At 63.0% G+C, this 12,044-nt stretch carries 13 protein-coding genes; 8 read left to right on the top strand and 5 right to left on the bottom strand.

Annotated features, from left to right (window positions below):
- The first annotated feature begins 67 nt into the window (after nt 1-67).
- A complete protein-coding gene (locus tag C8D72_RS10065; protein WP_115854266.1) occupies nt 68-1,489 on the top strand; it encodes a mechanosensitive ion channel family protein in 1,422 nt (473 codons plus the stop codon).
- 46 nt (nt 1,490-1,535) lie between these two features.
- On the opposite strand, the gene gloA is transcribed toward C8D72_RS10065, so the two are convergent.
- On the bottom strand, nt 1,536-2,072 hold the full coding sequence (gloA, locus tag C8D72_RS10060; protein ID WP_115854265.1) for a lactoylglutathione lyase: 537 nt from the start codon (nt 2,070-2,072) through the stop codon (nt 1,536-1,538).
- A 91-nt stretch (nt 2,073-2,163) separates the two neighbouring features.
- Between gloA and C8D72_RS10055 the strand changes: the two genes are divergently transcribed.
- Nucleotides 2,164-2,811, top strand: a complete 648-nt coding sequence (locus C8D72_RS10055) for a LysE family translocator (RefSeq protein ID WP_115854264.1) — start codon at nt 2,164-2,166, stop codon at nt 2,809-2,811.
- A 38-nt stretch (nt 2,812-2,849) separates the two neighbouring features.
- Here C8D72_RS10055 and C8D72_RS10050 read toward each other — a convergent pair whose 3' ends face one another.
- A complete protein-coding gene (locus C8D72_RS10050; protein ID WP_115854263.1) occupies nt 2,850-3,947 on the bottom strand; it encodes a M42 family metallopeptidase in 1,098 nt (365 codons plus the stop codon).
- A 242-nt stretch (nt 3,948-4,189) separates the two neighbouring features.
- On the opposite strand from C8D72_RS10050, the gene C8D72_RS10045 reads away from it, so the two are divergent.
- From C8D72_RS10045 to C8D72_RS10025, 5 genes are all read left to right on the top strand, one after another.
- The gene (locus C8D72_RS10045; RefSeq protein WP_115854262.1) at nt 4,190-4,834 is read left to right on the top strand and encodes an OmpW/AlkL family protein; all 645 of its coding nucleotides are present in this window, start codon (nt 4,190-4,192) and stop codon (nt 4,832-4,834) included.
- A gap of 232 nt (nt 4,835-5,066) precedes the next feature.
- The gene (locus C8D72_RS10040; protein WP_115854261.1) at nt 5,067-5,594 is read left to right on the top strand and encodes a C40 family peptidase; all 528 of its coding nucleotides are present in this window, start codon (nt 5,067-5,069) and stop codon (nt 5,592-5,594) included.
- A 42-nt stretch (nt 5,595-5,636) separates the two neighbouring features.
- Nucleotides 5,637-6,524 (top strand): RsiV family protein, encoded by an 888-nt coding sequence (locus C8D72_RS10035; RefSeq protein WP_115854260.1) that lies wholly within the window; start codon nt 5,637-5,639, stop codon nt 6,522-6,524.
- Nucleotides 6,521-6,943 carry a type II 3-dehydroquinate dehydratase gene (aroQ, locus tag C8D72_RS10030; protein WP_115854259.1) on the top strand — a complete coding sequence of 141 codons (423 nt, stop codon included), beginning with the start codon at nt 6,521-6,523 and terminating at the stop codon, nt 6,941-6,943. The genes C8D72_RS10035 and aroQ overlap by 4 nt, the downstream gene beginning before the upstream one ends.
- 20 nt (nt 6,944-6,963) lie before the next feature.
- Entirely contained in the window at nt 6,964-7,899 is a 936-nt protein-coding gene (locus C8D72_RS10025) for an AEC family transporter (RefSeq protein ID WP_115854258.1), read from the top strand.
- A gap of 30 nt (nt 7,900-7,929) precedes the next feature.
- Here C8D72_RS10025 and chrA read toward each other — a convergent pair whose 3' ends face one another.
- Entirely contained in the window at nt 7,930-9,129 is a 1,200-nt protein-coding gene (gene chrA / locus C8D72_RS10020) for a chromate efflux transporter (RefSeq protein ID WP_115854257.1), read from the bottom strand.
- 184 nt (nt 9,130-9,313) lie between these two features.
- On the opposite strand from chrA, the gene C8D72_RS10015 reads away from it, so the two are divergent.
- On the top strand, nt 9,314-9,724 hold the full coding sequence (locus C8D72_RS10015; RefSeq protein ID WP_115854256.1) for a thiol-disulfide oxidoreductase DCC family protein: 411 nt from the start codon (nt 9,314-9,316) through the stop codon (nt 9,722-9,724).
- An 82-nt stretch (nt 9,725-9,806) separates the two neighbouring features.
- Here the strand turns inward: C8D72_RS10015 and C8D72_RS10010 are convergent, their stop codons facing one another.
- Both C8D72_RS10010 and araH read right to left on the bottom strand, forming a co-directional pair.
- Nucleotides 9,807-10,982 (bottom strand): aldose epimerase family protein, encoded by a 1,176-nt coding sequence (locus C8D72_RS10010; RefSeq protein WP_115854255.1) that lies wholly within the window; start codon nt 10,980-10,982, stop codon nt 9,807-9,809.
- 39 nt (nt 10,983-11,021) lie between these two features.
- Nucleotides 11,022-12,029 (bottom strand): L-arabinose ABC transporter permease AraH, encoded by a 1,008-nt coding sequence (araH, locus tag C8D72_RS10005; protein ID WP_115854254.1) that lies wholly within the window; start codon nt 12,027-12,029, stop codon nt 11,022-11,024.
- Between the last annotated feature and the right edge of the window lie 15 nt (nt 12,030-12,044).

Here is a 12,044-nt window from a genome sequence, read left to right as displayed (position 1 = left end):
ATCACTTGTTATCAGGTCCTGTCGATCGAATCGATCGGCTGCATTCACGCACCATCGAGGCCTCTGCATGCTCGAGACACTGATGCCCTGGTTCAACCACCTTCCCCGCTGGGCCCTGGCCGTGGCGGCAATTGCTGCCGCCGTGGCCCTTCATGGCGGGCTCAAGGTTCTGCATCTGCGCCTGCGCGGACTGGCGAACGGGCGCTGGCATCTGCTCAACGTCGCAGCACTGGCCGTGCATCCGCCGCTGGTATGTCTGGTGTGGTGCTATGGCGTGATGATGGCGCTCTATTATCTGGTACCGGTCATGCTGGGCTGGCAGCCCACCCTCCTGACGCTGGCCAACGTGATCGGCGTGTTTCTGGGGTTCTGGCTGTTCGTGCGGGTCTCAAGGCGCGTGATTGCGGTGATGGATCGCTGGTCGGACACCCGCCAGGGCTACTTCGAGCGCTTCCTGGCGCCTTTCATGGCCCGCGCTGCGGCGGCCCTTTTCCCGATCTTTCTGCTCTTTTCGCTGTTCCCGCTGTTTGTGACCTCCGAACGTTTTGACCTTGCCATTCACAACGTCACCAGCATGCTGCTGATCATGAGCATTGCCGGCGTTTTGGTGCATGGCGTCAATATCGTCGAGCGCGCGCTTCGCGAGCACTACCGGGTCGATGTCGCCGACAACCTGGCCGCGCGCAAGGTGCACACCCAGATTGCGGTACTGCGCAAGATCATCAACTTCATCATCGTGCTGGTGGCGCTGGCCTCGATGCTGATGCTCTTTGACCGGGTGCGCCAGCTCGGCACCAGCATTCTGGCCTCGGCCGGCATCATGGGGGTGGTGCTGGGCTTCGCCGCCCAGAAGGTGTTCGGCAATCTGCTGGCCGGGGTCCAGATTGCGATGACCCAGCCGATTCAGCTCGATGATGCGGTGGTGGTACAGGGAGAATGGGGCTGGATCGAGGAGCTGACGCTGACCTACGTGGTGGTCAGGCTGTGGGACTGGCGGCGGCTGGTGCTGCCGATCAACTGGTTTCTCGATAACCCGTTCGAGAACTGGACGCGGCGCACCAACGACCTGATCGGCAGCGTCTTCCTATATGCGGACTTCTCACTGCCGCTGGACGCGCTGCAGGAGGAAGCCAACCGCATTGCGCAGAACTCGCCGCTGTGGAGCGGCGTGGTGTGCAAGGTGCAGCTTCTGGAGATGACCGAGTACAACATGCAGCTGCGCGTGCTGGTCAGCGCCCGCGGCGGCGGCGATACCTTTGACCTGCGCTGCGAGATGCGCGAGGGGTTGATCCGCTTTATCGCCCGCGAATATCCGGACGCCTTCCCGCGCATGCGCGTGCTGATGCCGGATCGCAACAGCCTGCATGGCGAGCGCGAAGACAATGAACAGAAAGAAAGCCCCGCCCCACTCGGGGAGACAGCGCTGACCCAGACGCCGGAGGACGCGCCGGCAGAGGACCGGACGCCCAATGGCCCGGGCCCCGGCTGACGGCGCCGGCGCACGGCTGTTTTAAAACCCGATACGGCGTCGGGCGTTACTGCCCGGCGCCGGCCATCAGCTCGGCCTGGATCACCTCGATCCAGTAGCCGTCCGGATCCTTCACGAACACCACGTTTTTCATTTTGCCGTCATTGGCACGCTTGATGAACTCGACCCCCATGTCCTCGAACCAGGTCTCGGCGCTTTCCAGATTGGGCACGTTGAAGCAGATATGGCCGTAGCCCTGCGGGTCCGAGTTGCCGTTGTGATAGGCAAACTCCGGGTCGTCCTCGGTACCCCAGTTGTGGGTCAGCTCCAGAAGCCCGCGCTGGCTGAAGGTCCAGATGGTGCGCTCATCCGGGTCCTCCGGCACGCTGTCTTCCGGCGAAAGCTGGGTCAGGAAATAGAGCGTGAACTGCAGCTCGGGGAAGTCGAGCTTGCGCAGAAGGCGCATGCCGAACACGTGAGTATAAAAGTGCAGCGCACGCTCCGGGTCCTTGATGCGCACCATTGAATGGTTGAGCGTAAAGCCCGCAGCGGCCGTGGGAATTTCCTCGGCCACGCCCGGGGCCTTCTCGGTAAAGGTGGTCATGTTAGTCTCCTTGCATATACATTAATCCTGCGTCCATCACCGTGTCCCGGTGACATCAAAACCCTGCCACTATCGCCACCGGAGAAACCCTATGCTGGGCATCCACGATCTAACCATTTTCATGTTCTCGGGCCTGATTCTGAACATGACGCCGGGGCCGGACTCGCTGCTGATCGTCTCGCGGACCGCCATGGGCCAGTGGCAACATGGCGCGGTGACGGCGCTGGGCGTCAGTACGGGCACGCTGGTGCATGTATTGGCCGCCGCGGCTGGCCTTTCGGCCATTCTGGCGACATCGGCGATGGCGTTCACGCTGGTCAAGTGGGTCGGGGCGATCTACCTGATCTGGCTGGGCCTGTCGGCGCTGTTCAAGCGGCGTCGTCAGGAAGACCGGGCGCCGGTAACTCACGCCATCGACACTCGCCTGTTCTCGCTGTTTCGTCAGGGGCTTTTGACCAACGTGCTCAACCCGAAGGTCGCGCTTTTCTTCATGGCCTTCATGCCGCAGTTCATCGACCCGGCCGCCAGCCTCAAGCCGCTCGCCTTCCTGACCCTGGGCCTGATCTTTGATGTGGTGGCCACGCTCTGGAGTGCCGTTTTGATCACGATCGTGACGCTGGGCGGGCAGCGCCTGCGCCCCGGTGTTCGGCTCAGGGCGTGGCTGGAGCGCAGCGTCGGCGTCATGTTTGTGGCCCTGGGCATTCGACTGGCCCTGACGCGAACGCCGTCTCCGGCATAAAAAATCCGGCGCCCGGGGCGCCGGATATTCAGCGACGCTCAATCAAAATAGCTGAACGTCTCGCCTTCCTTGATGTTCAAAAGCGTCTCGTAGATCAGGCGAATGACGTTTTCGACGTCTTCGCGCTGCACCATCTCGACGGTGGTGTGCATGTAGCGCAGCGGCAGCGAGATCAGCGCCGAGGCCACGCCGGTGTTGCTGTAGGCAAACGAATCGGTGTCGGTGCCGGTGGCGCGTGACTTGGCGACCCGCTGGAAGGGGATCTCGCCCTTTTCGGCCACTTCCAGAATGCGTTCGCGCAGGCGATTCTGCACCGCCGGGGCCCAGGCAATGACGGGGCCGGCGCCCATCTTGTTGCTGCCTTCCTTCTTGGGATCGATCATCGGCGTGTGGGTGTCGTGGGTCACGTCGGTGACGATCGCCACGTCCGGGCGAATGCGCTCGGCGATCATCTGCGCGCCGCGCAGGCCCACCTCTTCCTGCACCGAGTTGACGATGTAGAGACCGAAATCCAGCGTCTTACCGTTTTCCTTCAAAAGACGGGCTACCTCGGCAATCATGAAGCCGCCCATGCGGTTATCCAGCGCGCGGCAGACGAACTTGTTGCCGTTGAGCACGCTGAAGGTGTCCGGATAGGTGATCACGCAGCCGACGTGCACGCCGAGCTTTTCAACCTCTTCCTTGTTGTCACAGCCCACGTCGATAAAGATGTTGTCCGGCTTGGGCGCCTGCTCTTCGCTGCCGGGGCTGCGGCGGGTATGGATCGCCGGCCAGCCGAACACGCCTTCGACGATGCCGTTTCTGGTGTGAATGTTGACCCGCTTGGAGGGCGCGATCTGATGGTCGCTGCCGCCGTTGCGGATCACATAGAGCAGCCCGTCATCGGAGATGTAGTTCACATACCAGCTGATCTCGTCGGCGTGGCCTTCGATCACGACCTTGTACTTTGCATCCGGGTTGATGACGCCGACCGCGGTGCCGTAGGTGTCGGTGAAAAACTCATCGACCCACGGACGCAGGTAGTCCATCCAGAGTTTCTGGCCTTCCCACTCATAGCCGGTGGGCGAGGCGTTGTTGAGATAGCGCTCGAGAAATTCCAGCGACTGATCGTTTAAAAGGGTGCTTTCGTCACTCATGGTCTGTCCTGTTCGTGCGGTGATTCAGGGATCTGTCGATCCGTACGCCCTGACCATGGCGTGAATCGGATCACTCGTCCAGCACGCTGAAACAATCCGTCACCGATGTTTTGACGTGCGTCAATAAATGAACAGCGTTCGCTTGTCACAATCCCTGAAAGCAATACAGGGGTCGGGTCAGGTGCCGTTTGCCTGAAGGGGTCCGAACCACACCAGAAAAAACGTTCAGGGGAACCAGACACATGCGCATGCTGCCACTTATTTCCATTGCCGCGCTGGCACTCGGGGCCACCATGGGCACTGCTCATGCCGCCGAATCCACTTACGGCCAGGGCGATTTCTTTACCCGCGCCGGCCTTGCCAAGGTGTCACCCAAGGACGACAACGGCAATTACGATTCACTGGGCGTGGACAAGGTCGACGTCAAGGATGGCCGCGGCTTTGCGATTACCTTCGGCTATCGCTTCCTGGATCAGTGGGGCGTGGAACTGCTGGCCGCGCAGCGCTTCAAGCATGACTTCAATCTGGACGGTGATCACGGCGGCTCGGTCAAGCACCTGCCCCCGACGCTGACACTGCAGTACTACCCGCTGGGTGGCACGGATTCTCTCGTACAGCCCTATGTCGGCGCCGGCGTCAACTACACCCGCTTCTCCGCTGAAAACGTCAACATCGATGGCGCCAGCATGGAGATGAAAAACTCCTGGGGCTGGGCCGGCCAGGCCGGTGTGGATCTATTGATCAATGAGCACTGGGCCGTCAACGCTGCCGTATGGTACCTGGACATCGACTCCAACGTGAAAGCCAGTGCCGGTGGCGAGACCTACAAGACGCACCTGGATATTGACCCGGTCGTCATCATGAGCGGCATCAGCTACCGCTTCTAATCCATCTGGTTTTAACAACCGGTACCCTTTTCGCGCCGCCCTTTCGCTCGGCGCAGACCCGACGGTTTCGGCCTGCCGTCGGGTTTTTTTATTTCCCTTCCGGCCCGGCCCCCTGCCCCTGAAGAGCGCTTTCGCAACCGCCTTTCACGGGTCATGACATGACAGCAGGGCTCGAAAACACATAACGCTCGCGGTTACTATCGAGGCATTCGCTGCCCATCGGAACCCGCTCATGCTCCTGCCCGTCACCTGCCCATGTCTTCCCTTGCGTCCACTCAAGCGCCTGCGCGACCTGTCACTGCTGATCGCCATGTTGTGGCTGACCGGCTGTGCCGGCACCCCCGAGATGCACACCAGCGACATGGCCGGCCCGATCTCCGAGCAGCAGGATCTCTCGATCGAGCGGGTACTGGTGATGAATTATGCCCGTGATGCGCTGGGCACGCCCTATCAATACGGTGGCACGACCCCTTCCGGCATGGACTGCAGCGGTCTGACCCAGGCAAGCTTTCTGGCCGCCGGCATCGACATCCCACGCACCTCGCAACAGCAGTTCGATGGTCTGGACCGCATCGATCGTGCTCGCCCGGGGGATTTGATGTTTTTCGGTTCAGGAGGCAGCGTCAGCCACGTGGGCATCTACATGGGCAATAATCAGATGATTCACGCTCCGGGCAGCGGACGTCAGGTCACCCTCGCCGGCCTGGACAACCGCTACTGGCGCAGCCACTATCGCGGCGCCGCTGCCCCGGCGCCCTGAACGACCCTATACTGCCATCACCTGTCACGAAAGAGACATCACATGACGACTTCAACCCGCTACCAATGGCTGGCTGTGCCGGCCCTGTTACTGGCCCTCACCGCCTGCGATCAAACCGGCGATGACCAGACCGTTGATGATCAGAACGCCACCCAGGACAACGTCTCGTCCACCGCCAGCACGACCGATACGCAGGATCAGCAGGACGGCCTCTCGCCCACTTTCGTCAACCGCACGATCACGGCACCGGACTGTGAGGGCGACGACTGCGCCAGCATCGAGATTCACATGATCGAGTTCGACAATGCCCCGGAACTTTCCCGCCAGCTGGAGCAACGCCTGGTCCGCATGGGCAACCCGGTCAGTGACTCGGGGATCGATGAAGACAACCTGCCCTCAACGGTAGACACCTACGCCGAGGGTTTTTTTGATCAAAGCGCCCGGGCCAATGAAGACACGGACAACTCGAGCCACTACTACGCAAGCCTTGAAGCCGAGGAGGTCAGCCGTCACGACGATCTGCTGATTCTGGAGCTTAAAAGCCATGTCATGACCGGTGGCGCCCACGGCATGCCGGGGACGGACTATATGGTCATCGATGAGACGACCCGTCAGGTCGTGACGCTGGATGACATGCTGGAAGAGGGCCAGAAGCCGGCCTTCGAGGCGGCACTGAAGGACGCCTGGCAGGACTGGCAGGAGAACAGCGAGGTGGGGCAGACGCTTGATCCCATCAACTGGCCGTTCTCGCCCAGCGACAACGCCGCCCCGCTGGAAGACGCCATGGCCGTCACCTACAACGTCTACGATCTTGGCCCCTACGCTATCGGCCAGCCGACGCTGACCATTCCCTACAGCGAGCTCGAGGGCGTCCTGAAGCCACGGTTTGTGCCTGAATCGCCAGCCACTGACGCACCGGAGTCACGATGAACGTTTTAATCCTCAACGGCCCCAATCTGAATCTGCTGGGCAAGCGCGAGCCCGAGATCTACGGCCACGAGACGCTGGCCGATATCGAAAACGCCATTCGTCACCGCGCCTTCGACAAGGGTGTGGGGACCGATTTTTTGCAGACCAACCACGAAGGCGTGATGCTCGATCGCATCCACGAGGCGCGTGGACGCTTTGATGCCATCGTCATCAACCCGGCGGCCTGGTCGCACACTTCGGTGGCGCTTCTGGACGCTCTCAAGGCGTTCGAGGGGCACGTAATAGAGGTACATCTGTCCAACATCCACACCCGCGAGGCGTTTCGCCACCACTCGTATATCTCCGCACGCGCCGAGGCGGTCATCGCCGGCATGGGCAGCTTCGGCTATCTGGCGGCGATCGATTTTCTGGCGCGCTAGCGCTTTCCGGGAACGCCCCCATGACCGGTATCGTTGATGCGCTGGCCCCGCTCTTTGCCCTGATCGCGCTGGGTGCGGTGCTGGGCCGGGCGCGTTTTCCCGGCGGTGACTTCTGGCCGCGGCTGGAACGCGTCATCTACTACCTGCTCTTTCCGGCCATGCTGGTGGCGACACTGGCCACCGCCGATGTCAGTCAGGTGTCGGTACTGCCGCTGGCCGTGGCCCTGCTCGGCACCATGCTGCTGCTCGGCGCCGTGCTGTGGCTGGCGCGCACTCGACTGGCCCTGTCACCGCCGGCGTTCACCTCGGCGTTTCAGGGCGTGGTGCGCTTTAACACCTATGTCGGCGTGGCCGGCGCGGCGGCGCTTTACGGCGAGCCGGGCCTGACCGTGGCGGCGGTGGCCATCGCGCTGATGGTACCCACCGCCAACATCCTGTGCGTGCTGGCCTTTGTGGCCTCCGGCACTATCGTTTCTGACCACCAGGGTCAGGCCAGTGTGCGCAAAAGCGTGCTGGCGCTTTTGCGCAATCCGCTGATTCTGGCCTGTATGGTGGGGGTGGCACTCAACGTCAGCGGCATCGGTCTGCCAGGCGTGACCGAGCCGGCCCTTGAGCTGCTGGGACAGGCCGCCCTGCCGCTGGGGCTGGTGGCCGTGGGGGTGGCGCTGCGTCTGAGCGCGCTATGGCGCGGTGGGCGGGCGTTCTGGCTTTCAAGCGCGATGAAGCTTGTGGTCACGCCGCTGCTGGTGGCAGGCCTTGCCTGGCTTGTGGGACTGCACGGCGTGGAGCTTAACGTGGCGCTGCTGTTTGCCGCGCTGCCCACCGCAACGTCTGCCTACATTCTGGCCCGCCAGCTCGGCGGCGATGCCGAGCTGATGGCGGCGATCATCACCGGCCAGACGCTGCTGGCGATGCTGGCCATGCCGCTGGTGCTTCAGCTTGCCGGCACCGGCTGAGCGCTTTCGGCTCAAAGGCAGGCAACACGCCTACAGGGTAATGAGCAGCCCGCCGATGGCCATTGCGATCACCACCGCCCAGGCGGGCAGCTTCCAGACGCCCAGCAGCAAAAAGCCCGTCAGGGCCAGCACGAACTCACGAGGGCCGACAATGGCGCTGGTCCAGACCGGCTGGTAGAGCGCCGCGCCCAGAATGCCGACCACCGCGGCGTTGGCGCCGCGCATCACCCCCTGAACGCTCTCCAGGCGCCGGAAGCCATGCCAGTACGGCAGCACAGCGACCAGCAACAGCATGCCGGGCAGAAAAATCATCAGCAGCGCGAGGATGGCCCCCATAAGGGCGCCCGCCCCCGGGGTGATCACGGCCCCCAGATAGGCGGCAAAGGTAAACAGCGGCCCCGGCACGGCCTGGGCGGCGCCATAGCCAGTCAGAAAATCATTCTCGGAAACCCAGCCGGTCTGCACGACCCCCGATTCCAGCAGCGGCAGCACCACGTGCCCGCCGCCGAAGACCAGCGCGCCGGCCCGATAGAAGGCATCCATGATGGCCACGATCAGCGAGGGGGTGGCCCAGGCCAGCAGGGGCAGCCCGGCCAGCAAAGCGCCGAAGCCCACCGCCGCAAGTCGCCCGACCCGCCGGGAGACGCCAAAGGCCACGTCATGGGCCTCCGGCACGCCCTGCCCCCGACACCAGAACAGCCCGACCACAGCCCCGATCACGATCGCCCCCACCTGACCCGCCGAGCCGCCTACCAACAGCGCCATCAGCACTGCCACCAGCGCAATGCCGACACGGCGCTTGTCAGGGCAGAGGTTTTGCGCCATTCCCCGCACGGCGTGGGCCACGATGGCGACCGCGGCCACCTTGAGGCCGTGGATGATGCCCTGACTGATAGGGCCTTCCATGACCGCTGCGCCCAGCGCGAACAGTACCAGCACGATGGCCGAAGGCAGGGTAAAGGCCGTCCAGGCCGCGGCGGCACCCCAGCCGCCCGCGCGCATCAGCCCCAGCGCAAAGCCCACCTGGCTGCTGGCCGGGCCCGGCAGAAACTGACACAGCGCCACCAGATCGGCGTAGTCCTGCTCCGATAGCCAGCGCCGTCGGGTGACAAATTCATTGCGGAAATAGCTCAGATGCGCGACGGGCCCGCCAAAGGCGGTCAGGCCCAGCATCAGAAAGGCCAGAAAAACCTCCCTGACGCGACTGTCAGGACGAGCAACATCAGACATGAAAGCCCCCGGTTTACCGGCCGGGCAACACCATCGCCCGACGCATGAAGGTCATGTTGTAGCACGCCGAGGTGTCAGTCCCCTTACACAAGGTCTGAAGCGATGATCCGAGGCGGCCATTCCCTGCCAGGGCTTCTCATGGGCTATCCTGTCACCATGCCCCTTAACCTGCCGGGAGCCTTTCATGGCCGATCTGACGCTGTTTTATGACGGCACCTGCCCGCTGTGCGTCAACGAGATCAACCACCTCAAGCGGCTCGACCGCGATCAGCGCATCGCGTTCGAGGACATTCACGCCGAGAACTTCACGAGCCGCTACCCGGACGTGGATCGTGAGGAGGCCAGCGCCATTTTGCTGGGCGACGTCGACGGCAAGCGCATTCGCGGGCTGGATGTGACTCACCGCGCCTGGTCGCTGGTCGGCCGCGGCTGGTTGACCGCGCCGCTGCGCTGGCCGCTGATTCGCCCCGTGGCCGACCGGGTCTATCTGTGGTTTGCGCCCAGGCGCTATCGCATCTCGGGCTGGCTGACCGGCCGCCAGCGCTGTGAAAGCTGCGCGTCGGGACAGTGCGGTCTGGGTGATAAAAAGTCCTGACCCACGCCTGCGACATCGGTGGATACGACAGCGCCCCGCGGCAGATACCGCGGGGCGCTGTTTGTGTGGCGTGATGCGAGGATTAGTCTTCGGTGGTGAAGCGATAGACCGTGTGGCTTTCAAGCGTCTCGCCGGGCTGGAGAATGGTGGAAGGGAAGCCCGACTGATTGGGCGAATCCGGAAAGTGCTGGGTCTCCAGTGCCAGTCCCGAGCGCTGACCATAGGCGCGCCCGCTTTTGCCACTGACGCTGCCATCCAGAAAATTGCCCGAATAGAACTGCAGGCCCGGCTCGGTCGTTTCGACCTCCAGCACGCGCCCGCTGGCCGGCGAGGTGACCCGCGCGGCCCGCTCGGGCGTTGAGGACGGCGCACGCTTGAGCACGAAGTTGTGATCATAACCCTGGCCACGACGGAGCTGCTCGTTGTCGGTCTCGATGCGCTCGCCAATCGGCGTGGGACGGGTAAAATCAAACGGCGTGCCGGCGACAGAGGCGATCTCACCGGTAGGAATCAGCGTCTCGTTAACGGGCGTGTAGGCGTCGGCCTCGAGGGTCATGACGTGGTCGAGAATGCTGTCGCTGCCCTCGCCGTCCAGATTGAAGTAGCTGTGCTGGGTCAGATTGACCGGCGTTGCCTTCGTGGTGCGCGCGCTGTAATCGATGGCAAGCGTATCGTCGTGGGTCAGGGTGTATTTGACCTCGACCGCCAGCTCGCCCGGATAGCCCTCCTCGCCGTCGGCGCTGGTGTAGCGCATCACCACGCCGCTGCCCTCGCTTGAGGAAAACGGTGTGGCCTGCCAGAGCTTCTGGTTGAAGCCCTCATCGCCGCCGTGCAGGTGGTTGGGGCCATCGTTGGTGGCCAACTGATACGTCTGGCCTTCCAGCGTAAAGCGCCCGTCCGCGATGCGATTGCCGTAGCGCCCGATCAGCGCGCCGAAGTAGGGGTTGAGCTTTTGATAGGCCGACGAACGGTAGTCCTCCAGCGAATTGAAACCCAGCACGATGTCGGCCATGTGGCCGTCGCGGTCCGGCGTTTCAAGCGAGGTGATGATGCCGCCGTACTCGATCACCTCCAGGCGCAGCTGCCGATCATTGGAGATGCGATAGCCGTGCACGGTGCGCCCATCCGGCAGCGTGCCAAACACGAACTGCTCAACATTGGGCGGCATCGGCGCAGACGCCGCCATCGACTGACCGGTACCGGCACACAGCAGACCGGCGCTCAGGCCCAGACAAAACCGCAGGGACTGTCCTTTCATGGCACGCTCCTTCCCGTTGAAACCACAATGACTGTCTGATCAGGCCCGCTGACGCCGCTGCTGCTTCCAGCGGTCAAACAGCACCGCCAGCAGCAGGATCGCCCCGCGTACCAGATACTGATAGAAGGTCGGCACGTTCAAAAGCCCCATGGCGTTTTGCACGCAACCCATGATCAAAACGCCCACCAGCACACCGGTGATCGAGGCCACCCCGCCGGAAAGCGCCACGCCACCGAGTACACAGGCCGAGATGACCGCCAGCTCCAGCCCCATCGAGGTGTTCGGGTCGCCCAGCCCCATGCGCGAGGTCAAAAGTACCCCGGCGATGCCGGCGACCAGCCCCTGCAGACCAAACACGATGATCTTGAGCCGGCGCACGTTGACCCCGGCCAGTGCCGCGGCTTCCGGGTTGCCGCCGGTGGCCAGCACGTTGCGCCCGAAGGCGGTGAGATTGAGCACCAGCCCGAAGATCACAAAACAGATGATCATGGTCCACACCGGCAGGGTCAGGCCCAGAAACGAGGCGCTGCCCAGCTCGAAAAAGCCCGGTACGGTAATCATCACCGCATCACCGCCGGAAGTGATGTAGGCTAGCCCGCGCACGAACTCCATGGCGGCCAGTGTGGCAATCAACGAGTTGATGCCAAAGCGGGCCACCACGAAACCGTTGAACACGCCCACCAGCGCCCCGGCGGCAATACCCCCCAGCGCGCCGATCAGCACGCTGCCTGACGCGCTGGTGATGACCGCGGCGCTGACGCCGGCAAAGGCGACGATCGAGGCGACCGACAGATCCACCTCGCCCAGGGCCAGTACCATCATCATGGTGGTGGCGATGGTGCCGATAATGGTCACCGACAACAGCAGACCGATCATGTTGCGACTGGTCAGAAAGTCGGGGATCGCCACCGCCAGCGCGATAAAGAGCACGATGAAAATGGCAATCAGCCCGGAGGTGTCCAGCAGGGTGCGAAGCGGCTTCATCAGACCCTGTCGTCCGGGTGCCTGCCCGCTGTCGTCGGCATGAACGCTCTTGTCGCTACTCATGATTCACTCTTCTCC

This window comes from Kushneria indalinina DSM 14324, from assembly GCF_003385845.1.
Taxonomy (GTDB): Bacteria; Pseudomonadota; Gammaproteobacteria; order Pseudomonadales; family Halomonadaceae; genus Kushneria; species Kushneria indalinina.
Note: the sequence above shows the minus strand (reverse complement) of the source record. Positions and strands in the feature narration are given on the sequence as shown.